This is a genomic window from Cohnella silvisoli, assembly GCF_021190915.1.
GTDB lineage: Bacteria > Bacillota > Bacilli > Paenibacillales > Paenibacillaceae > Cohnella > Cohnella silvisoli.
In genome coordinates, this window is sequence record NZ_JAIOAP010000001.1 from 304631 (window position 1) to 327312 (window position 22682).

The 22682-nt window shown below is 52.8% G+C and carries 15 protein-coding genes and 2 pseudogenes; 10 read left to right on the plus strand and 7 right to left on the minus strand.

Annotated elements, in window-relative coordinates:
* Positions 1-23: 23 nt before the first annotated feature.
* The 5 genes from K7P76_RS01265 to K7P76_RS01285 all read left to right on the plus strand — a co-directional run bounded on the left by K7P76_RS01265 (position 24) and on the right by K7P76_RS01285 (position 11628).
* Positions 24-1619 (plus strand): ABC transporter substrate-binding protein, encoded by a 1596-nt coding sequence (locus K7P76_RS01265; protein ID WP_232182259.1) that lies wholly within the window; start codon positions 24-26, stop codon positions 1617-1619.
* Positions 1620-1705: 86 nt separating this feature from the next.
* Positions 1706-4087 carry an FG-GAP-like repeat-containing protein gene (locus tag K7P76_RS01270; protein ID WP_232182260.1) on the plus strand — a complete coding sequence of 794 codons (2382 nt, stop codon included), beginning with the start codon at positions 1706-1708 and terminating at the stop codon, positions 4085-4087.
* 16 nt (positions 4088-4103) lie between these two features.
* Positions 4104-6389, plus strand: coding sequence for an SGNH/GDSL hydrolase family protein (locus tag K7P76_RS01275; RefSeq protein ID WP_232182261.1), 2286 nt, complete (start codon positions 4104-4106; stop codon positions 6387-6389).
* A gap of 23 nt (positions 6390-6412) precedes the next feature.
* Positions 6413-9532 (plus strand): family 78 glycoside hydrolase catalytic domain, encoded by a 3120-nt coding sequence (locus tag K7P76_RS01280; RefSeq protein WP_232182262.1) that lies wholly within the window; start codon positions 6413-6415, stop codon positions 9530-9532.
* A complete protein-coding gene (locus K7P76_RS01285) occupies positions 9529-11628 on the plus strand; it encodes an alpha-L-rhamnosidase-related protein (protein ID WP_232182263.1) in 2100 nt (699 codons plus the stop codon). The genes K7P76_RS01280 and K7P76_RS01285 overlap by 4 nt, the downstream gene beginning before the upstream one ends.
* On the opposite strand, the gene K7P76_RS01290 is transcribed toward K7P76_RS01285, so the two are convergent.
* The 7 genes and pseudogenes from K7P76_RS01290 to K7P76_RS01320 all read right to left on the minus strand — a co-directional run bounded on the left by K7P76_RS01290 (position 11594) and on the right by K7P76_RS01320 (position 16154).
* Positions 11594-12442, minus strand: coding sequence for a helix-turn-helix domain-containing protein (locus K7P76_RS01290; protein ID WP_232182264.1), 849 nt, complete (start codon positions 12440-12442; stop codon positions 11594-11596). The two genes, K7P76_RS01285 and K7P76_RS01290, sit on opposite strands and share 35 nt — an antisense overlap.
* Before the next feature lie 333 nt (positions 12443-12775).
* A complete protein-coding gene (locus K7P76_RS01295) occupies positions 12776-13066 on the minus strand; it encodes an RNA-dependent RNA polymerase family protein (RefSeq protein WP_232182265.1) in 291 nt (96 codons plus the stop codon).
* Positions 13067-13071: 5 nt separating this feature from the next.
* Positions 13072-13242 (minus strand): hypothetical protein, encoded by a 171-nt coding sequence (locus tag K7P76_RS01300; RefSeq protein WP_232182266.1) that lies wholly within the window; start codon positions 13240-13242, stop codon positions 13072-13074.
* A 61-nt stretch (positions 13243-13303) separates the two neighbouring features.
* Positions 13304-13426 (minus strand): annotated as a pseudogene (locus K7P76_RS01305) (IS3 family transposase); the annotation flags it as partial.
* A 45-nt stretch (positions 13427-13471) separates the two neighbouring features.
* Positions 13472-13717 (minus strand): annotated as a pseudogene (locus K7P76_RS33595) (IS3 family transposase); the annotation flags it as partial.
* 398 nt (positions 13718-14115) lie between these two features.
* Positions 14116-15027 carry a pseudouridine-5'-phosphate glycosidase gene (locus K7P76_RS01315; RefSeq protein ID WP_232182269.1) on the minus strand — a complete coding sequence of 304 codons (912 nt, stop codon included), beginning with the start codon at positions 15025-15027 and terminating at the stop codon, positions 14116-14118.
* A complete protein-coding gene (locus K7P76_RS01320; protein WP_232182270.1) occupies positions 15024-16154 on the minus strand; it encodes a carbohydrate kinase in 1131 nt (376 codons plus the stop codon). The genes K7P76_RS01315 and K7P76_RS01320 overlap by 4 nt, the downstream gene beginning before the upstream one ends.
* Positions 16155-16273: 119 nt before the next feature.
* Between K7P76_RS01320 and K7P76_RS01325 the strand changes: the two genes are divergently transcribed.
* The 5 genes from K7P76_RS01325 to K7P76_RS01345 all read left to right on the plus strand — a co-directional run bounded on the left by K7P76_RS01325 (position 16274) and on the right by K7P76_RS01345 (position 22668).
* Positions 16274-17338, plus strand: a complete 1065-nt coding sequence (locus K7P76_RS01325; protein WP_232182271.1) for an acyl-CoA dehydrogenase family protein — start codon at positions 16274-16276, stop codon at positions 17336-17338.
* 107 nt (positions 17339-17445) lie between these two features.
* A complete protein-coding gene (locus K7P76_RS01330) occupies positions 17446-18612 on the plus strand; it encodes a GntR family transcriptional regulator (RefSeq protein ID WP_232182272.1) in 1167 nt (388 codons plus the stop codon).
* Between the two features lie 241 nt (positions 18613-18853).
* On the plus strand, positions 18854-19912 hold the full coding sequence (locus K7P76_RS01335; protein WP_232182273.1) for a glycoside hydrolase family 76 protein: 1059 nt from the start codon (positions 18854-18856) through the stop codon (positions 19910-19912).
* A gap of 28 nt (positions 19913-19940) precedes the next feature.
* Positions 19941-21236: a glycoside hydrolase family 125 protein gene (locus K7P76_RS01340; RefSeq protein ID WP_232182274.1), complete on the plus strand. Its 1296-nt coding sequence runs from the start codon at positions 19941-19943 to the stop codon at positions 21234-21236.
* Positions 21237-21357: 121 nt separating this feature from the next.
* Complete coding sequence (locus tag K7P76_RS01345) at positions 21358-22668, plus strand: ABC transporter substrate-binding protein (RefSeq protein ID WP_255678131.1); 1311 nt, start codon at positions 21358-21360, stop codon at positions 22666-22668.
* Positions 22669-22682 lie beyond the last annotated feature (14 nt).

Below are 22682 nucleotides of genomic sequence, written 5' to 3' on the forward strand. Positions count from 1 at the left end.
TTACACTTGGGAGGTAGTATCGCATGAATAAAGGGTTAGGTCTAATGCTAGCGGCGGCCATGTGCGCCACGCTTGCGCTGTCAGCGTGCAGCAAAAGCAACAATGGCGGCGACGCCAGCAACGGGAGCAGCAATCCGCCATCGTCCGCTTCCACTCAGCCTTCTGCCAGCGCGAGCGAGCCCGCGTCGTCGAAGGATGCGTCGCTGGAGAAAGTGACGCTCAAGTTTACGCTGTTAGGCGAGCAGCCCCAGGACGGAGCGGCCGTTATGGCTGAGGTAAACAAGAAGCTTGAGGCGGACATCAATGCGACGATCGAGCTGACGTACATTCCGTTCGGCGACATTAAGACGAAATACCCGCTTGTGCTGGCGTCTCCGGGCGATTGGGACGTCATCTACGGCAGCATCGACTACGGCAGCAACGCGACCAAGGGCGCTTATCGCGAAATTCCAATGGCCGATATCGAGAAGTACATGCCGCTTACGACTGCCGCATCGACCAAATCGGTATGGGGGGATGCGCTCGTCAATGGCAAATTGTACATGATTCCGCAAAGCTTTAAGGAGCTTGGCGTCGGCTCGATCTTTTTCCGGGAGGATCTTCGCAAGAAGTACAATGTGCCCGAGATCAAGACGCCGGCAGATTTGGAAGCGTACTTCAAAGCGCTGAAAGACAACGAGAAGTCCATGCTTCCGGTAGACGGAACCGCCGATGATGTCAGAGGATTGTTCTCGATGTTTATGGGCGATTACATGTTCAGCAATAACAAGCAAGACACGTATTGGTATAACCCTGACGATGCGTCCAACACGGTCAAAAGTTTCTTGGACCCCGACTATGTCGAAAACTTCAAAAATGCCGGCAAAGTGATGAAGCGTTTCCGCGATGCGGGTTATATTCCGAAAAACGCATTCGCGCAAAAAACGTCGTCTGGCGATCTCGGAAAAGCCGGTAAAACGGGTATGTGGGCCAATGCATTCGAGAACTATCCGCAGTATGCCACCGACATGGCGGGCAAAGGCTGGGAGGTCGGCGCGCTGCCGCAAGTAACATCGAAGGGCACAGCGCTGCAGCGGCCGTCGACAGGCAACGGATTTTCAATCTCGCCGAAATCCAAAAACTACGAGCGCGCGCTCATGGCGCTTGACCTGCTCAACGAGGATAAATCCTACAATATGCTGCTCGCGTTCGGTATTGAAGGCAAAAACTATGTCATCAAAGACGACGGCAAGCTAGCGCTCGGGCCTGGCATCGACACGGCGAAAAATCCTTATCCGATGTACGGAGCAGGCTGGTGGGCCAACAACCGCGATCAATGGCCGCCGCTGGAAAACTACACGCAAGGCTATATCGACATGAAAAAAGCGCTGCAGGAACATGCAGTATCGTATTTGCCCGACAGCTTCAACATCGATGCCGAATCGTTCAAAACCGAACTCGCCAACTACACAAGCGTCATCAAGCAATATGCTTATCCGATCCAGCTTGGCGCGGTGAAGGATGTAGACAAAGCGGTTGACGATCTCGTCGCGAGGCTGAAAGCCGCAGGACTTGAGAAAATCGAAACGGAAATCAATCGCCAACTCACGGAATACGTAGCCTCGAAGACAGCGCAATAACCTGTTTTGCACCGCTCCCTGCTTTGGCCGTTTGGCGCCAGGCAGGGGGAGGTGATGGCTATCCAAACATTTTTGCGAGGAGGTTCATGATGATGAGAAAAATGCGAATGGCTGTGCTGCTTAGTTTTTCATTAATTGTAGGTATTGCCGCCGCAGCGCAAAGTGCGGCCGCCGCCGTACCGACAGTCGGCATGTGGTACAGCACTTGGTACGCCAAGAAACCGGCAGTCGCCTCGACTTGGGCGACCGGTCTAGGAAGCGGGAGCACGAATCAGCTTGTAGGCGATGTCAATGGCGACGGCAAGGATGATGCGGTTGTTTTCGCGGGAAGCACAGGGACGTGGACGGTTGCGCTTTCGAATGGAAACGGATTCAATACGGGTTCCTCTTGGAGAACGGGACACGGCACCGGCTCTACTGCCCAGTTTCTGGCCGATGCCAATGGCGACGGCAAGCTGGACGCGATCGCGTATACCGGGTCTACGGGGACTTGGGAAGTCGCGCTGTCGAACGGCACCGGCTTTAATACGCCGACGACATGGATTACCGGTCACGGCATCGGCTCAGCCAAACAGTTCATGGCGGATGTAAATGGCGATGGCAAAGCCGATTCGATCGTCTTTTTTAATGCGGCGGGGAGCTGGTATGTCGCAACCTCGAATGGAACAGGATTTAACAGCTACACGATGTGGATCACCGGGCACGGCACGGGCTCCAACAATCAACTATTCGGCGATGTGAACGGAGACGGGAAACAAGATGCGATCGTGTACTTCGGCGATACAGGCACTTGGTTCTCCGCCCGGTCGTCGGGAACGTCATTTCAATCGTATACGCAATGGAAGACAGGGCACGGGGTCGGTTCGCAAGCCCAACTCGTCTCCGACGGTAATGGCGATGGGTACGCCGACGCTTACGTATTTTTCAACTCGGATATGAACGGGGACGGGAAAAGCGGGGATTGGTACGCCGCTACGTATAACAAGTTCACGCAGAGCTTATCAAGCAGCTCTCATGTTGTGAATTCCGGATTCGGCAATGGCGCGACGAAAGTGTTCCAGGCGAATGTAACGGGAGACGCCTACAACTGGAAGGCATCTGTTGCCTACTATGCCGCCACGGGAACGTGGAAAGTTGAACCTTACCATTATTTCAAGCTCAATCTTCATGATAGCTGGACGGCCTGGGATATTAAGTACAGACCGCTTACACTCGGCTCCTATCAAACTTACGACAGCAACGACCCGGCCGTGATCGACGAGCATTTGGCGACGATATCCGGTGCCGGCATTGATTTCCTGTTGTTCGACGAAACGAACGGCATTTACGTGGACGACGGGTATATTTACGAACGCGCACGAACCGTAACTTCGAGAATCAATAATTGGAACAACACCGCGGGCAACCGATCGATCAAGTACACGCTGGCGATCGGCGACATCCAGTATACGCACGACCCGGCATCCGTGGAATTCGAAGCGGGCGAAGTATGGGACAAATTCGTGAACACGGCCAACGGTGGCACGCAAAACTATTTCTACCTGGACGGCAAGCCGCTCCTGATTCTGTATTGCAACAGCACGGACCGGTCGGCATGGCAGAACTGGACGGGAAACAAAACCAATTCCAATAAATTTACAGTGCGTTATGCCGAAGGGGAAAGCCCTGCCGGATTTTACGGGTGGTATACGCCGGCTTCGGGGACGATTGCGGACGACAATGTCATGAACGTCATGCCGGGCTGGAATAACCATGTGTCCGGTTTTACGCCGATCTCTCGCGAGCAGGGCGATTATTATTCGCTGAAGGCTTGGGACAGAGTGATGCAGAAAAATCCGAAGCCGAAAATCGTCATGATTACGTCATACAACGAGTACAGGGAAGACAATATCGTGGCCGTAACTGACACCTCGAATGTAACCGGTACGACGGAGAAATGGTACAACAAAAGCGGTGTTATCGACAATTTCATGTATTGGAATATGACCAAAACGTATATTAAGCGGCTTGGCAACCTGGCATTCGGCGCGACTCCGACCGCCTCCAGCTCAGGGGAAAGCAGCGACTGGGGCATTAGCCGGATCAATGACGGTCAGCTGAATTCGGTAAGCGGATCCAGCGGCTACACCAGTCAAAATTCGCTGGCGACGAACCATACGGAATCTATCAAGCTGGATTTGGGCGCTAGCAAAACTGTGGCCAAAGTCGATCTGTATCCGCGGAATGACGGCGTCAATACAGGGTACGGGTTCCCAGTCGACTTTACGATCCAGGTGTCGTCCGACAATGTGAACTGGACAACGGTTGTGACGCGAACAGGCTACGCCAAGCCGGGCAATGCCGTCCAAAGCTTCGCGTTCACTGCCTCATCTGCCCGTTATGTGAAGCTTGAGGCGACGAGCTTGCGGTCGAATCCGAACGACAGCAACAGCTATCGTCTGCAATTGAGCGAAATGGAAATCTACTAGGAGGCCCATGATGAAAATGATCAGACAATCGATTTTCTATGTGCTGGCGTTTGTCATGTTGGGTGTTTTCCAGGGAGGAGGTACAGCGTTGGCGGCCACTCAGTACGCAACACCGACCGTCATCAACGACACCGTTACGAGCGCGATCGCCTACACCGGCTCCTGGCAGCTATATAGCGCGAGAGGGGTCGGAGATTACGCCGACGATGTGCATGCGACGATCTACAACAACGATTATTTCGTGTTCACTTTTACGGGAACGGGTGTCGAATATGTGACGGAGAAGGACAGCGGGCTGGGCGACGTTGATATTTATATCGACAATGTCCTTCAAGCCACTGTTAACTGTTATAACGCCACGCGCTTGTCGCAACAGACGGTTTTCAGCAAAACCGGATTGGCACCGGGCACGCATACGCTCAAGGCAGTTAAGAAGAACGGCACTTACATGATCGTCGACGCGATGAAATTTTATCCGATCGGCTCGGTGTATGTAAACAATGCCACTTCGGTCGCTGTCGGCTCTTATGAAATTGCGTATACCGGCTCTTGGCAGCACTACAAAAACCGGGGCGTGGGGGATTACGACAACGATGTTCACGCCACGATTTACAACAACGACTATTTTCAGTTTACGTTCGAGGGCACCGGCATCGACTACATTTCCGAGAAGGACGCGGGGCTTGGCACCGTTGATATTTACATCGACGGCGTCTTCCAGACGACCGTCAATTGCTACAACGGCTCTTTGCTTGCGCAGCAGACCGTGTACAGCAAAGTCGGGCTAGCGCCGGGCACGCATACTTTCAAGGCAGTCAAGACGGGCGGGACGTACATGATGGTAGATGCGTTGAAAGTGTACTACGACGCCCAATCGCTCTATGACGATTACAACAAAAGCATCGTGTACACAAGCGGCGCTTTTAGCAGCTCTACCGCGCTGGCGGGCCCCCTGAACGGCTCGATGCACTGGACGACAACGGCGAACGCGTCAGCCGAGCTTTCTTTTTACGGCAATTCCATTCAATATGTCGGCACCAAAAATACGGATCACGGCTTCGTAGACGTGTATATCGACGATGTGTTCGCGGCCACGGTGGATACGTACGGTTCGAGCCGTCAATGGCAGTACGTGTTCTTCACCAAGACGTGGACGACCAGCGGAACCCATAAAATCAAAATCGTCTGCAAAAATCAGAAAAACGCGGCTTCGAGCAGCATCGGCTTCGATCTGGATGTTTTCAAGTATACGTATGATCCCGAGGAACTGGCCGCCAAGCCGCTCTGGCAAGGTACGACGATGAACAACGAGACGCTGCTCCTGTATTCTCCCGACGGAAGCCCGGCCAGCGCGCCGCTGCTATTCGCACCAACAAGCATTATCTCCGTTAAGAGCAGCAGGCTGGACATTGAATACTTGGAAAATGTGGATTGGACGTATGCCAACGGGAAGTTGACGCGCACGGCCAATTCCCGCATCCCATACGTGACTTACGCCGATATGTACCCTTCAACTTCGAGCGCGTATACGCAACCGCGAACAGGAGGCGGATATATCCGGTACGGGGGCGACACGTTCTGGTTCGATAAGCAGATTGTCATCACCTATACGCATGCGGCTAACGCGTGGACCGGCCCGACGCCGACCTTCGCCGGCAGCACGCTCGTTAATACGATGAGTAAGCTGAACAATCATAGCAACTTGAAGCTTGTTCTGTACGGGGACAGCATTTCGGTCGGAGCCAATACAAGCGCGTTCATGAAAGTAGTGCCTTATATGGCGTCCTGGGGTAAGCAAGTTGCACGTTCGCTCGAGAAAGTTTATGGCTCGAACGTTTCATTCGTCAACCCTTCGGTCGGAGGCGAGCAGTCGCTGTGGGGTAAAAACAATGCGGCGACCTATGTGGCAAGTGAAAATCCTGATCTCGTCATTATCGCCTTCGGCATGAACGACGGAACAGCGGTCAGCGCAGTGTCGCCCGCCACGTTCAAAAGCAACATCGCTTCAATAATCGACACGGTGCGCGCGACGAAGCCGCAAGCGGAGTTTATTCTGGTCGGCACGACGCTGGCCAATTCCGAGGCTGCGAACTTCTCTTCCTTGCAATCTCAATACATTACCGTGCTCGATCAGATTGCCGCTGAGAAAACGGGCGTTGTGACCGCGAATATGACAGGCGTTCACCAGACGTTGCTGCAAACGAAGCCGTTTCGCGACATGACCGGCAACAACGTCAACCATCCGAACGACTTCTTGTCGCGTTGGTACGGCCAATTCATCACGGGTTTGCTTGTGCAGTAGAAAGATAAAAGGATGTGGAGAATGTGCTGACCGCAACACGTTTAACAGTAGAGTACATGGAAAATCCGCTCGGTAACGACCGGGAGCAGCCGGGATTAGGCTGGCAATTGCAGGCGGCGGAGCGCAATAGCCGCCAGACGGCCTATCATATTATCGTTTCCCGGAGCGAGGAGCTTCTTCGCGAGGATGTCGGGGATGTGTGGGACACCGGTAAAGTCGCGTCCGACCAATCGCAGCATGTCATTTACGAGGGCGCTAAGCTGGCTGCCGGGACGCGTTACTACTGGAAAGTCAAGGCATGGGATCAGCACGGGAGAGAAGGAGCATGGAGCGCGCACGGGTTTTGGGAAACGGGGCTGCTGGAACTGTCCGCATGGCAGGCGGAATGGATTACGGCGCCCTTCCTCCTGGACCCGCAGCCGGAGCCGGATATGCTGCGGGATATTCCCGTCGTGTGGGATAGTTATGCCGGCCCGGCAGAGCGCAAGGAACAACTTGTTCGTTATTTCCGCTTCGTTTTCGAACTGGACGATCAACCGCTCGCCGATGCCAAGCTGCAAATCTACGCTGCGGACGCCGTGCATATCCACGTCAACGGGCAGGATGAAGGGCTGATTTTTCCCTATTCCCAATCGGTCGCGCTCGATATCGCTTTGTGGCTGCAAGCCGGACGCAATGTGATCGCCTGCCGGGCGGACGGCGAGAAACAAGGATTTATTGTCGCCGTATACGTGACGTATGCCGATGGACGAACGAAATCGTTCACGACCGCAGACGGCTGGAAAACGACCGATCTTCCGGGTGAGGACTGGATTTCTCTTTCCATGGATGACGGGAACTGGCGACCTGTTGTGGCAATCGGAAAGTTCGGGCACGGAGACTGGCAATCGTATAACCGCATTCTGTATCCGGTCAATACCGCTTACGGTCCCAACCCTGTCTTCGGAAAGACGTTTCGCGTGGAGAAAAAGGTTGCGAGGGCGAGATTGTACATTTCGGCGCTGGGCGTATACCGAAGCGCGCTGAATGGCGTCCCGGTCGGCGACGAGCTGTTTGCGCCGGGGTGGACGGATTATCGGAAGCGGATTCCGTATCGGGTGTATGACATCGCTCCATACTTAACGGGCGGAGACAACCGGATCGAAGTGCTCGTCGGCTCCGGCTGGTATGCGGGCAACTTGAGCATTATGGGACCGTATCATTACGGAACGACGGTTGCCTGCCGGGCGCAAATGATCATCGAGTACGAAGATCGGTCCAGCTCGGTTCTGTTTTCGGATGAAACGTGGCAGGCTGCGGCTAGTGCTGTCGTCAGCGCGGATTTCTATATGGGCGAGAATTACGATGCGCGCCGGGAGTTGATGTCCCCCGTCTGGCAAAGCGCGGTCGCGCTGGACCGGTTGCCGGGAGGCGCAATGAAAGCGCAGGAAGGCCCGCCGATTCGGGCGAATCGCGAGCTCGCGCCGAAAGCTGTTACCCGCCGGAGCGATTCGGTCTGGCTTGTCGATATGGGCCAGAACATGGTCGGGTGGCTTCGTCTCCAAGCGACCGGCGCTGCCGGAACGACCATCGTCATTCGTTATGCGGAGAGGCTCGCGGGGGAAGGCGAGCTGTATCGCCTGAACTTGCGGACGGCCAAATCGACGGACGTCTACGTGATGAAGGGCGGCCAGGAAGAGCAATACGAGCCGCGCTTCACGTATCACGGCTTTCAATACGCAGAAATAGAAGGCTATCCGGGGGAGCTTACCGCAGACAAAGTGATGGGGATCGTCGTCGGCTCGGACTTAGAGGAAGCGGGAGAGCTTCATACTTCCCATCCGCTCGTTAATCGCTTGCTCGACAATATTCGCTGGAGCCAGCGCGGGAACTTCTTCAGCGTTCCGCTGGACTGTCCGCAGCGGGACGAACGTCTCGGGTGGACGGGGGACGCGCACGTTTTTGCCAGAACGGCCACCTATAACATGAATTGCGCAAGCTTCTATCAGAAGTGGCTTGCGGACATCCGGGAAGCGCAGCAGACGAGCGGCGCTTACACCGATATTGCGCCCGTCCTCGACTACTTCGGGAAAGGAAACGTATTTTTCGCGGACGCCGGCGTCATTATCCCGTGGACGATGTACAAAGTATACGGTGACCTGCGGTTTATTCAGGACTCCTATTTTTCCATGAAGCAGTATATTGCGTTTTTGCTTGCGGATTGCGACGAGGAGCTACGCAGACGATCGGAAAGTTATGCCGACCATCTGAGCTTCGGCGCCGATACGCTGAAGCCGCTCATTAATGCAGCCTTTTTCGCGTATAGCGTCAAATTGATGGCGGAAATGGCCGGCATCGTCGGGCAAGCGGAGGATGCGGCTTACTACGCGGGTTTATTTGCCAAGCTGAAAGCGGCTTTTCAGCAGCAGTTTGTTGAAGCGGACGGACACCTCGCTAGCCGTACCCAAACCGCCTGCGTGCTGGCTCTGAAAATCGGTTTGCTGCCGACCGAGGCGGAACTTGCGGCGACGCAATATTTGCTGGAGGATATCCGCAGCAACGGCTGGCATTTGACGACAGGTTTTATGGGAGTCGGTTACATCTTGTCGGTGTTGACCGAGCAAGGCGAGATCGATGCGGCTTTCCGGCTGCTGCTTCAGGAATCGTTTCCGTCATGGCTGTTTCCCGTCGTGAACGGGGCGACGACGATCTGGGAAAGATGGGACGGGTGGGCGACCGACAGAGGGTTTCAGGATCCGGAGATGAACTCGTTTAATCATTACGCACTCGGTTCCGTCGGCGAATGGATTTATCGTTATTTGGCTGGCATCGATCTGAAGGAAGAGGCGTACGGCTTCCGGAAATTCCTAATTCGGCCTTGTCCGGGCGGTGGGTTCACGGAAGCGAAATGCCGCTACCAAACGTTGTATGGCTGGATAGAGAGCGCTTGGGAACTGAAAGATGACACGTTCACACTGCATGTCGAAGTGCCCGTTAATACGGCGGCGGAAGTCATTTTGCCTGCCTGGATCGATTCGCACGTTTATATGGACGGCGTCGAAGTGCAGCCGCATCGTTTGCAATTTCAAGTCGGCTCCGGACGCTATGTTTTCAAAGTGGTTTTCGATTCTTCTAAACGGCTTGCCGTCGGGACAATGACATGACGAACAGCCAAGCGACATGGATATGTTATCCGAATGACTACGAGCACTGGCTGCATGCCAAGGCATCCGTGAAACGCCAATTTCGCGGCTACATCTGTCCGCCGTTCTGGCGTCTGGACGGCGCTTATTCGAACGTGATGTTCCGCAAAAGCTTTGAAATCGCGGAAGAGGAGACGGTGACGCTGTCGGTGCAGGGCGAATTTGTGCTGCACCTGGACGGCAGCATGATTCCCCTTCCGTACGACAAGACTCGGGTGACGTCGGTTAAAGTTCCCGCGGGACAGCACGAGCTTCTGGTTAAGGTGTTCAACGATCAGAATGTTCCTTCCATCTATGCGGAAAGCCCGTCATTCGTTACGGATGCCTCCTGGGAAGCGACATGCCATAACGGCAAATGGGTTCCTGCGGCAGCGGTCGGCTTTGACGACATTGCCAGTCCGCCGGCAGACTTCCCGTTCGCCTACGAGACGAGACGGCCAGTGGACACGATCGCAACGGAAGAGGGCGTCGTCGTCGATTTCGGACAGGAAACATTCGGGTTTGTCCAGTTGCTGCAATTGACCGGCCGGGGCAAGCTGCGCTTGTATTACGGAGAGTCCTTGCCGGAGGCGATGGCCGGCGAGATGGCGGAAACGTTCGACGAGTTGATGATCGACAATGAGCTTCCGCAGACAGTTAAGACGACCGTAACCCGCGCCTTTCGTTACGTGAACGTGCAAGCGGATCCCGGGCTCGTCTGGTCTGAGATTGTACACGATTACGAATATTTGCCTGTGACGCAGTCGGGTGAATTCCGCTCCTCCGACGAACGTCTGAACCGAATCTGGGATGTAGCGGTGCGCACCTTGCATATGAATACCCGCGAATTTATGTACGACGGGTTAAAGCGCGACCGCTGGGTGTGGAGCGGGGACGCCTATCAAAGCTTCCTGATGAACAATTACGTGTTTTTCGATCAGAACGTCACGAAACGGACGCTGATTGCGCTGCGGGGCAAAGAGCCGGTCGAGATGCACATCAATACGATTATGGACTATACGTTTTACTGGTTCATCGCGTTTTACGATTACTATATGTATACCGGAGACCTTGTTTTTATCCGGCATTGCTATCCGCAAATGCTGTCACTGATCGATTTTTGCCTGAAACGGCGTAACGACGCAGGAATGATGGAAGGCTTCCCGGAAGATTGGGTATTTATCGATTGGGCGCCGATGGAGCTGCGCGGCGAGGTGAGCACGGAGCAGCTTCTATTCTGCCGCAGCCTGGAAACGATCGCGTTGCTCGCTAAGGAACTGGGCGACCTCGACAACGAGAGCAATTTTACGAAGCTTGCGACGGAAATGCATGAACGGATTATGGAGCGGTTCTGGGACGAGGAGGAAGGCGCTTTTATTTCCGGCACGTTTCAGGGCACCAGGATCGGGCAAATTTTGAAATATCCGAGCATGTTCGCGCTGCGGTTCGGTTATTTGAACGAGAGCCGGATCGAGGCGGTGAAACGGAACGTCATGCTTAACGAGGCGGTGCAGAAAATCACGACTCCGTATATGCGCTTCTACGAACTGGAAGCCATGTGCGAGCTTGGAGAAAAGCAGCGCGTACTCCGTGAAATCCGCGAATATTGGGGAGGCATGCTTGATTTGGGGGCGACTACCTTCTGGGAGCAATTTGACCCCGAGCTGCCTGCCGAAGCGCAGTATGACATGTACGGCGACAAATATCGCAAAAGCTTATGCCACGCTTGGGGGGCTGCGCCGCTTTATTTAATCGGCAAATATTTGATCGGCGTCCGACCCGTTGGCCCCGGGTACTCCCGTTACTTGCTCGAACCGGAGCTTGGCGATCTCGAATGGCTGGAAGGAACGGTGCCGACGCCTCATGGCGTTATATCTGTTTATGCCGACAAGGGTTGCATTCGGGTCGCGACCTGTGCCGGAGGAAGCGGGACCCTGCGATTCAGAAGCGCCTCCGTTCCCGAGACGAACGAAGGGGAAATCCTTTCGAACGGCGCAGGGACGTATGAGATCGCATTGGTGCAGCCGTCTTTTGTCTATGAAGTCAAACGTGCGTTTTTTTCCATTCCGTCGGGCTGACGCCGAACTTCTTTTTGAACATACGGCTGAAATAATGAATGTTCGGGAAACCGATCGACTCGGCAATATTCTGAATGCTCTTCTCGCCCGATTGCAGATAGGACGTGGCGGCGAACATGCGAAGCTCGTTCAAATATTGGAATGGCGTCGAATCCGTCATTTCCTTGAACAAGCGAATGATGTAAGAAGGCGTATAGCCCGAACGCTTGGCGAGCTCGTCCAACGTAATTTCCTGTATATAATGATCTTCCATAAACCGGATCAGCCCGTAAATATGACTATGAGCAGACCATTTTTCCGAAGGAGGAGAGAGGACTGCTTTTTTTGTTGCCGTTAGGGTAGTCGTCGCGTAATGGTCGATTTGGAGCATCAGCTTCTGGATATCGCAGGCCATGATCCGGTAAAAAATATCGCCTGACGTTCTGGGGAGGTTGGCACAAATCGCTTTGTCCAACGACTGCAAGGTGTCTCGCAAGTCGGATAAACTGTCTGCATTCCAATCCATAAGGCTTTGCGATGTATTCCAAATTCGCAGGACGTCCAGCGAGGGGACGAATTCTGCATGCTGAAGCCGGAACTCGACAAACCAGCAGTCCAGCACCGGAGAAAGCTGTTCAATCTGATGCGGCGAAGAAGGTGTAACAATAAACAGGGCGGGGCCGCTTGCTGTGAATGCGCTGTCAATCCATTGGATTTTAAATGCTCCCTCGGAGATGTAGAGCAGCTCATAATAGGGGTGAATGCCGCCGCCCATAATTTGCTTAGAACGCAGGGAAGTAATTTTCTCATATTCGCGAATAAACATTGGCATCATTCCTTTCACCCTCTATCCGCAGCGAGGCAGTATCTTATACAATATTCATTATAACGACTGCGGATTGCAATTGGTACAGCGGGTCAAACGCTATCTGCATTTGCATGATTGGAGCTAGGATACCATGAAGGAGTCTTTCTCAGTTAAATACTCTCTAAGACAGCGTTTCATTGTCCTGACCGTGGTCATTGTGTTGTTTCCGATGTTAGTTACGGGTATTTACGTGTATTCTATCATCAATCATGAAAAGGTGGAACGAACAAGCAAGGATATCGCTTCGCTGACCTCCAGGCTTACTTTCGGTAAGCCTCTAATCAGGAATCTTTTAAAGACTCAGTTGTTCTTCACATCACCAAACACGGGCTCCGGCTTGATCATGCGCCTCACGGCTATGGCATAACCTTCTTTGCTGCGGAGCTTTTGCCTCGCTTGGTTCTTTAGCACAAATACTTCATGCGCCAAGTCACCTTCAATGACCCAACGGCCGGTAGTTGCGTTCGTTTGTTCGTTTCCATCTTGCAGTTGCATTTTGACAGTTCTAATTGCATGATGAACACTCCGCGCCGGTCTGAAACCATAAGATACCGGATGGAAATCACTTTCCCATATCGGCTCCATTGCCATCAGCATTATACTCGACGGGCAGGTTGCGGACAGTAATTTCCGGTCAGCAATTCATAGCGTAACATTTCCGGTTCAAGATCAAGCATTTCTTCCAGCTTGCGCTTATCTAAGCCATCTAAGCCCGGCGTTCGGGCTCCACTTGAAGCGAGAGTGATGCGAGCCGCTTCCCTGGACATGCATTCCAAACATGCTCAAGTAACAAAGTTCCGATTAGGAACTTTGTTAGATGGGCGTACCGTAGGTAATGTCCGTTATCCATTTTTCGTTGGGCTTACTGGCCGTAAATTCCTGATTGAGCACGTTTACTTGTACCGGAAAATGATGTTTGGAGTTCGTTGTGGCGTTGTATTTCTTGATGGTCCTAGACCGCCACTGCTGCTTGTTCATAATCCTTATCACGGCTCGCGTGGAGACGCTCACCCCTTGCTGATGAAGCTTCTCGGCGACCTTGGGACTGCCGTAGAGCTGACTGGACTGATCGTAGACTCCCTTGACCTGATCGGTCCATTCTCTGAGTTGACGGGCTCGATCTCTTTCGGGGCGATCCTTCCATTTGTAGTATCCGCTACGAGAAACCTGGAGCACGCAGCACATCTTCTCCAGTCGGTACTCGGAGCGGTGTTCGCGGTTGAACGTCGCGAAGAAGTGCATCGCTTTTTTTTAGATTTCGTTCTCCTCTTGCAGATCACGTATTTGCTTTTGCAATTCCCTGAGCTGATGATCGTCGGACTTAAAAGCTTGTGAGGCAACGATCTCCGGCTCTCCGCCATATTTATTCATCCAGCCGTAGAGCTATTGTCCTTGATCTTCAGTTCGCGGGCGACTTCCGACACAGTCCTCCGATTCTGATTCATTTCATCAGTTTGACCTGTGTCTACTTTTCAGTCTAGAATCATATCTGCGGGCTAACACTCCCACCTTAATGCCGGACAATGCTGTCGGAAAAAGCGACTATTAGCAAGGAGGAAGGCGGAAGTACCTTGCTATAGTCGGAAAAAGCAACTATTAGCAAAGAGGATGGCCGAAGCCCCCTGCTATAGTCACTCGCCTTATTTGTTTTTAAGAGCCACGGCAATTTGTGCGGCGACTTTCGCGTTATGGTATACAAGGGCGATATTCGTCTCCAAGCTGCGACCTTCCGTTAACTCTTTAATGCGGGCAAGCAGGAACGGGGTTACTTTTTTCCCTGTAACGTGTTGTTCCTTGGCTTCGGAGAGCGCCTGTTGAATGACGCCTTCGATGTCTTCTTGCTGAAGCGCCGCTTCGACCGGAACGGGGTTGGCGATGATGGCGCCGCCGTTAAGACCCAGTTCCCATTTCGTCCGGAGAACATCGGCGACCTGGGAAGGCTCATCTAATCGGAAGTCTACGCCATATCCGCTTTCTCTGGCATAGAAGGACGGGAACTCGTCCGTCTTATATCCAACGACCGGTACGCCGTGCGTCTCCAGAAATTCTAAAGTCCGGCCGATGTCGAGTATCGATTTGGCCCCTGCGCAGACTACAGCTACATTTGTTTGAGCCAGCTCCGTCAAGTCGGCGGAGATGTCCATTGTCGTCTCGCCTTCGCGGTGCACACCGCCGATTCCGCCTGTCGCGAATACATCGATGCCGGCTAATGCCGCGCCGATCATCGTAGCGGCTACGGTTGTCGCTCCGATCTTGCCGGATGACAAAATATAAGGGAAGTCGCGGCGGCTTACTTTTTCCACCTGTTTGGTCGTCGCGAATGCTTCCAGCTCTTGCTCGTTTAAACCGATCTTGATACGTCCGTCCAGAATCCCGATCGTGGCAGGAACAGCGCCATTCTCGCGAATGATTTGCTCGACTTTGCGAGCCATCTCGATATTTTGCGGGTAAGGCATGCCGTGTGAAATGATCGTCGTTTCCAGCGCGACGACAGGCTTGTTGTTCGCGAGAGCTTCTTGGACTTCTTCCGTATAAGTTAAATAGTTATTCATGATAATCTCTCCTTGGCGGTTTGTCGTATCGTTTGTTCGTTTAGGAGCCCGGATACGGACTCGGCTGTTTGCAAAGTGAGATAAGAAGCGGCTAAACCGAGTTTGCAAGCTTCAACGTAAGGTTGATTATGAAGAAACCCATAGGCAACTCCGGCGACGAACGCATCCCCTGCGCCTGTCACTTCGATAATGTCGGCCGGAATCGGAGGGAGAAGGAAACTGCCTTCTTCTCCTGAATACAGAACGCCCGACTCGCCTAAGGTGATGAACACATTCAACACGCCGCGTTCGCGAATCGCCTGGGCTATCTTGGCGAAGTCCGGTACGTTCGACGTATCGGCACTAGCACCGGCACCAGCACCAGCACCAGCACCGACTCCGGCTAGTTCAATCGCTTCCTCCAAGTTCGGGAAAATGGCGGTTACCCCGGATAAATTCCGCGGCAGCTTCTTCGTTTTCTCCGATGATACGGGATCGATGAAAAGCGGCAGCATGCTGTCACGGCAACGTTTCACGAGTTCGTCCAAGCTTTCCGCCGGCAAGTTCGTATCCGCGACGACAAGCTTGGAAGCCGCGATGTGCGGCCACTTTTCCTGGATGAGGCGAGGGGTGAATTTGTCGTAAATGTCCATATCGGCAAAGGCCACGAACATTTCTCCGGACTCATCTAGCAGTGCGGTGTAACTGCCGGTTTTCTCGTTTGGCAGCACATAGGACAAGCCGGTATCAACGCCGTTGCGCGCACTTTCCTTTAGTACCCATTGCCCGGCCTGATCGTCGCCGACGACCGTCAGCAGAGAAACCGTACAAGCGAGATGTGCCAGATTGTCCGCGATGTTGCGGGCGACGCCTCCGCAGGATTCCGTAACGGTAGCCGGGTTGGAGGAGGCGGGACGGATTCGTTGCTTGCTGGTCGCTTTGCTGTCGAGATTGGCGCCGCCGATGCAGAGAACCGAGTTCTCTTCCGCCGTCACGTAGGCCCGTCCGCGAATGACGCCTTTCTTAGTTAAAGCGGCGATATAGCCGGCTACGGCGGATCTCGAGATGCCGATGCTGCTGGCGATCTCGTTCTGGGAAATAAAAGGATTGTGGCGTATGAGGTCTAAAATTTGCTGCTCGCGATCCATTTTCCGCCCGCTCCTTTGGATGTTTAAGACATTACTTCGTTTTAGTACAGAGATAGCATAATACACTTATAAACAAATGTCCATATGTTAAACAAATGTCTATGAAGGGGAGAAATAAAATGCCGATTATTCCAGAAAAGATCGTTTACGAGGTTAGGGCGAACGCCGATAACAATGAAACCGCAGGCACGTTAACGACGCGAATATTGGACTATATGTATGAGGCGAAGCTGTTCAAACTGTTCGTTCCGTCGGATTTGGGCGGTTTAATGCTTCCTTTTCCCGAAGCGTTGCGTGTTTTTGAACGGGCTTCGCAGATCGATGGAAGCTTCGGATGGCTTGTTACGATTGGCTCCGGAGGCGGTTTTTTCTCCGCGGCTTTGCCGCCCGAGCAGTCTCGGCTTTTGTTTGGAAACGATAATTCCGTCGTAGCGGGCAGCGGTCATCCGAACGGGATCGCTCGGTCGGTTGACGGCGGATATATCGTCAGCGGGCAATGGAAATATTGCAGCGGGTCAACTTACGCCAGCCTGTTTACCGCGAACTGCCGAATAGAAGGAGAGCCTGGAGAAGAAGCGATCATCCGCTCGTTTGCGTTCATGCCTGAGCAGGTGAGCATTATCCGGGATTGGAATTCTTTCGGACTCAAGGGGACGGATAGCCACTCCATCTCCGTGGAGCAAACCTTTGTTCCGACGGAGCGCACATTCGATATTATGAGCAATCCCCATTATGACGATCCGATATTCCGTTATCCGTTTCTGCCGTTTGCGCAAACCTCGTTCGCCGCAGTGTGTCTCGGTGTTTGCCGGCATTTTCTGGAGGAGGCCCGTTCCTTCGCCATTGCCCGCCAAGCGGATTGGACGCAAAGTCGTCCTCAGCGAATCGCGACATTATTTAAGGCGATTGAGGAACAGGAAATATCTTTTGAAGCTGTGTCTCTGAAGTTTTACGAGGTTGTTGAACGATCGTGGGCAGATTTTACGAGCGGAGGTCGAATTTCGGAACAAGATGAGCTAGAGGTCGGACAATGCAGTCAAGATGTTGCAAAAGTTTCCTTGGCGTGCGCTCATGCCATTTTCCCGCTGCTTGGTATGGCTGTGCTAATGGAAGATAACTTGATTAACCGAATATGGCGAGATTTGCATACGGTTACGCAGCATTCAGTTCTGGTACCGAACTAAACCCTTGTCCAAATTATTAGCATTTTTATATTGGCATAAATTTTATATCATGATATATTATTATGTAAGCTTAACGTATTTGTATGGGCGTCAGGGAGGCAATGGATATGTCGAGTCCGATGTACGAGAAAATATTCGATGCGTTGCGCAGCGGAATTGTAACCGGGCAATACCAGATCGGCGACCGCGTACCTTCGGAGAAGGAATTAGCCGATGAGTACGGCGTCAGCCGCATTACGAGCAAAAAAGCGTTGGAGCTATTAGCGGGAGAAGGTTTGATCGTTCGGCGGCCGGGCAGAGGATCTTTCGTAGCGGATCCGGCTTCGGCGGTTGCGGCCGCTAACGCTCAAACGGGTGTCAATAAGAATGCCTCCGGAAGAGGCAAAGACGACGGCAAAATGCTCGTCGGACTTATCATGACCGATTTCGGGGATAGTTATGGCACGGGATTGATATACGGCATGGAAGAGGCTTCCCGTAAATTCGACAGTTATTTAATTGTCAGGCGTACGTTCGGCATCCCTTCTTATGAAGAAGAAGCGATCAAAGGGTTGCTCGACTTCGGCGTAGACGGACTCATTATTTTTCCGGCCCAGGGTGAATATTTTAATGCGGAAATTCTTAAGCTCGTCATTGATAAATTCCCATTCGTTCTGGTGGACAGGCATTTGAAGGGAATATCAGCCGGTTCCATCAGCACCGATAATGTGGCTGGCTCCAAGCTGGGAACGGATTATTTAATTGATTTGGGCCATAAACATATCGGCTTGTTGACGCCTCCGCCTATTGATACGACGGCTATCGAGGATCGGATAGAAGGCTTTATTCAAGCGCATGCGGAAAAGGGAATCGTCGTAGATCGCGACTTGTGGATCGAAGATATCGTTTCAACGCTGCCCACCGCATTCATCGAAGAGAACAAAGCCAAAGATATTCTGAAAATCAAGCTGCTGCTGAAGGATCATCCGCACATTACGGCACTCTTTTCCATGGAGTATAATATTGCTCTTCTGGCCAGGGAAGCGGCCAAACAGCTGAAGCTTAGAGTTCCCGAGGACCTTTCCATCATTTGCTTCGACTGTCCGGAACAAGATGGGAATTATCCGTTCACCCATTTAAGGCAGAACCAAGAGGAAATGGGACGTTTGGCTTACGAGAACGTAGTCCGATTAAAAGAAGGGGAAACTTTGCCGTCTAAAATTTTGCTGGATGCTTCGCTAGTTCGGGGAGATTCTACTTCAAGCCCTGCTGCAAAAAGAATAGCGCAAAGTTAAATCAACTTGCTCCTGCGTGATACAACTGAACCTGTCGGACGATACGGCAGGTTTTTTTGCTCTTCGGGCAGGGGGTTGTCGACGTATTCCGACCAAAAAACCTATTAACTGATATGTCAATCTAAAATTTTTTAATAAATAACGAATTAAATATATTGACATGTAATTGGTATGACATTATATTTAGACATGTAAGCGTTTCACAAATAAGTCCAGCCATCCTGAGAAGGGGGTTCTGCTTTTGGAATTGGCACCAGACTGGAACATCCGGGCGGAAACCGCCCAAGAAGAGTTGCTCTATAATTTCTGGAATGAGCGCCAAAGCATCATGAATCAATGCGCTCCCTGCGAAGACGGAACGTGTAACGACTCTTTCGTTTACTGGTGGCATGCACATGTCATTGACGTCTTGGTCGACGGCTACGAGCGTACGAAAAAACGTTCTTACCTGCAAAAGGTCGATCAAGTGCTCGCGGGAGTTCATCAACTCAACGGCGGCACGCTCCTTCATAATTTTTACGACGATATGGAGTGGATGGCGTTAGCTTTGTTAAGGGTTTACGACGTAACGAAGAATGAAGATTACATGGAAAAAGTGCTTGTCTTATGGGAAAACATCCAAACCGCATGGAACGACCATATGGGCGGGGGGATGGCTTGGCGCAAAGACCAGCTCGACTACAAGAACACTCCGGCGAATGCGCCGGCTGCCATTCTGGCGGCTAGGTTGTATCAGCGTTTCGGGAAGCGGCAGGACTATGATTGGGCAGCGAAGATTTACGAGTGGAACAAAGTGAACCTCGTCGATCCCGAGACCGGCTTCGTATGGGACGGTATGAATCGGCTAGGGGATGGAAAGATCGACTATGAGTGGGAGTATACCTACTGCCAAGGCGTATTCATCGGAGCGGGCATCGAGCTATATCGGATAACGGGTAACAGAAAGTATTTGAACGACGCGCTTCGCACGACGGCGGAATCGATGAAACGGTTGGTTCCCGCGGACGGCGGCGTGCTGCCGGATGAAGGGAAGGACGATTGCGGATTGTTCAAGGGGATCTACGTCAGGTACCTTCGGCAACTGCTGGAACTATGTCCCGATCGGCTTGAAGTACGCCGCATGATTGTCCATAACGCTAGCGTGTTATGGAACACGGGCAGGGATGGGAAAGGGTTGATCAGCCGCTCCTGGCAAGCGCCCGTCGAACCGGCAGTGCAATTATGCGCCCAACTCAGCGGGTTGATGCTCATCGAGATGGTCGCTTCTCTTCCGGCCCATATCTCTAGCAAAGAAGAATGAACAACAAGAGGGGAGAGAGGTTTAACCCATGACATTCGCGACAACGAATTCGCCCGTTCTATCCGGTTTGCTGGAGAAAATATCGGCAAATCTGGCGAACGAACCGAAGCTGGTCGAGATATACCGCAACGCGCTTGCCAATACTTTGAATACGACCATTCAGTCGAAGCCCGACGGGACGACGTTCGTCATTACGGGAGACATTCCCGCGATGTGGCTTCGGGATTCCGCCGCGCAAGTCAGGCCGTTCCTCGTGGCGGCAGGCGAAGATCAGGCATTGGCGGACATGATCGGGGGGCTGGTACAACGACAGTTGGAATGCATTCTCTTGGACCCCTATGCCAACGCTTTTAACGACAGCCCAAGCGGCAAAGGACACCAAGCGGATGAAACGAATATGTCTCCTTGGTTGTGGGAGAGGAAATACGAGATCGACTCCCTCTGCTATCCGCTGCAGTTAAGTTATCTGCTCTGGAAAAACACGGGAAGGACATCCCATTTCAACGAGACATTTCGTTCCGCCGCCAGACAAATCCTGGACACTTGGAAGACGGAGCAGCACCACGAAACGAAGTCCGCCTATTCTTTCCAAAGGTCCGACTGTCCGCCTAGCGACACGTTGCCAAGGCAAGGGCGAGGGAACGAAGTTGCTTTCACGGGAATGACCTGGTCCGGGTTTAGGCCTAGCGACGATGCCTGTCGTTACGGCTACTTGGTGCCTGCCAACATGTTCGCCGTTGTCGTGCTTAACTATTTAGGCGAAATTGCCCGCGAAGTACTCGCGGACAGCGACCTGGAGTCCGAAGCGAGCGAGCTTGCCAAGCAAATCTCGGCAGGCATCGAAGCTTATGGAATCGTAGAACACCCGGTCCATGGAAAGATGTACGCCTACGAAACCGACGGCAACGGCAATCACAACCTGATGGACGACGCCAACGTTCCTAGCCTGCTCTCCATTCCTTACTTGGGTTACGCGGAACAGTCCGACCCGATCTATCGGAACACTCGCAGCTTTATTCTAAGCCGGGAAAATCCTTACTTCTATGAAGGCAGAGCCGCACAGGGAATCGGAAGCCCGCATACCCCGGACGGATACGTCTGGCATATCGCTCTGGCGATGCAAGGGTTGACGGCAACCGATCCGGAGGAGAAGCTTCGGCTTCTGCGTTTGATGGCCGATACGGACGCCGGTACGGGAATGATGCACGAAGGGTTCTCGGCGGATGATCCGTCCGAGTTTAGCCGACCATGGTTCTCCTGGGCCAATATGATGTTCTGCGAGCTTCTGATGGACTACTGCGGCATTCGCGTTCGGACGGCATAATCGATCTATCTGGTTTTCAACCGGGGTTCGCCCCGTTGAAATAATGAATAAACGGAATAATAAAAGGGAGGCAACAAGAGTGAAAAAGTGGATTTCTATCGTAACCCTGACCATACTCGTTATGGTAACCCTCGCCGCTTGCGGCGGAAACAATGGCGGCAACAACGCAAGCAGCTCCGCCGGCAGTAAAGAAACAACGGCAGCTCCTTCCGAGACGACTAAAGCAAGCGAAACGACGCCGGCTGCACCTGCCGAGGTCGTTGAATTAAATTTTTGGGGTGACTGGGGCGGCGAAGGCCAGAAGCAATTCGAAGCGATGGCAGACGCCTTCAACAAATCCCAAGATAGAATCAAGGTTAAGTACGTGCTTCAGCAAGACATGATCACCAAGTTTCTGACGGCCGCGACTTCCGGTGGTTCCCCGGACATCCTATTCTGGGATCGCTGGCGCACGTCGCTTTACGCTCCGAAAAACGTCATGCATCCGATCGATGACTTTATGGCTAAAGACGGCGTAAATGCTGGCGACTTCTACGATGAAGCGATGAAGGAGCTTTCCAGCGGCGGCAAGCTGTACGGGTTGCCGCTTACGGTTGATGCCCGCGCCTTGTTCTATAACAAAAAACTGTTCGCAGATGCAGGGATAACGAATCCTCCGACCACTTGGGATGAGTTGGAGCAGGCTGCCATCAAGACAACGAAGTGGAACGGTAAAAAGCTCGAAGTTGCCGGCTTCTCCTTGGCCGACAACGGACTGTTCAATATGTACCTCCAGCAAGCAGGTGGAACAATCCTGACGGACGACGGCAAAACGAACTTCAACAACGACAAAGGCAAAGCCGTTCTGGAATACTGGGATCGCCTGCTTAATAAAGATAAAGTTTACAAAGTCGGCTTCGAGCAAGGACTTGGAGAAGGAACGGATGCCTTCGCTACCGGCAAAGTGGCTATGACTTATACCGGTCCGTGGATGCTCACGACTTACAAGAAATACGGCAAAGATCTCGACTTCGGCATCGTACCGCCTCCTGCCGGCCCGAATGGTGACAAAGGATCGGGCATGGGCGGTTTCGGACTCGTCATTCCGGAAGGCTCCAAGCATCAAGCCGAAGCGTGGGAATTCATCAAATGGTGGACGGGTACGAAGGAAGGCGCTCTTCAGTGGGCTAAAATGAGTCTGAACTTGCCGGGCTACAAACCGGCGCTCGAAGATTCGTTCTTCAAGGACGATCCGCTTTGGAAGCCTTTCATCGATACGCTCAGTTTCGCGAAAATCCGTCCGCAGCACCCTGGTTACTCCATCATGGAAGGCGACGCTCTCGTGCCGAACCTTCAATTGTTCCAGCAAGGCAAGCAAAGCGCCGAAGAAACGCTTAAAAAGGCGCAGGAGCAAGGAGATAGATTATTGCAAGACAACGCGACAGCGAAATAACGATGACAGGGAAA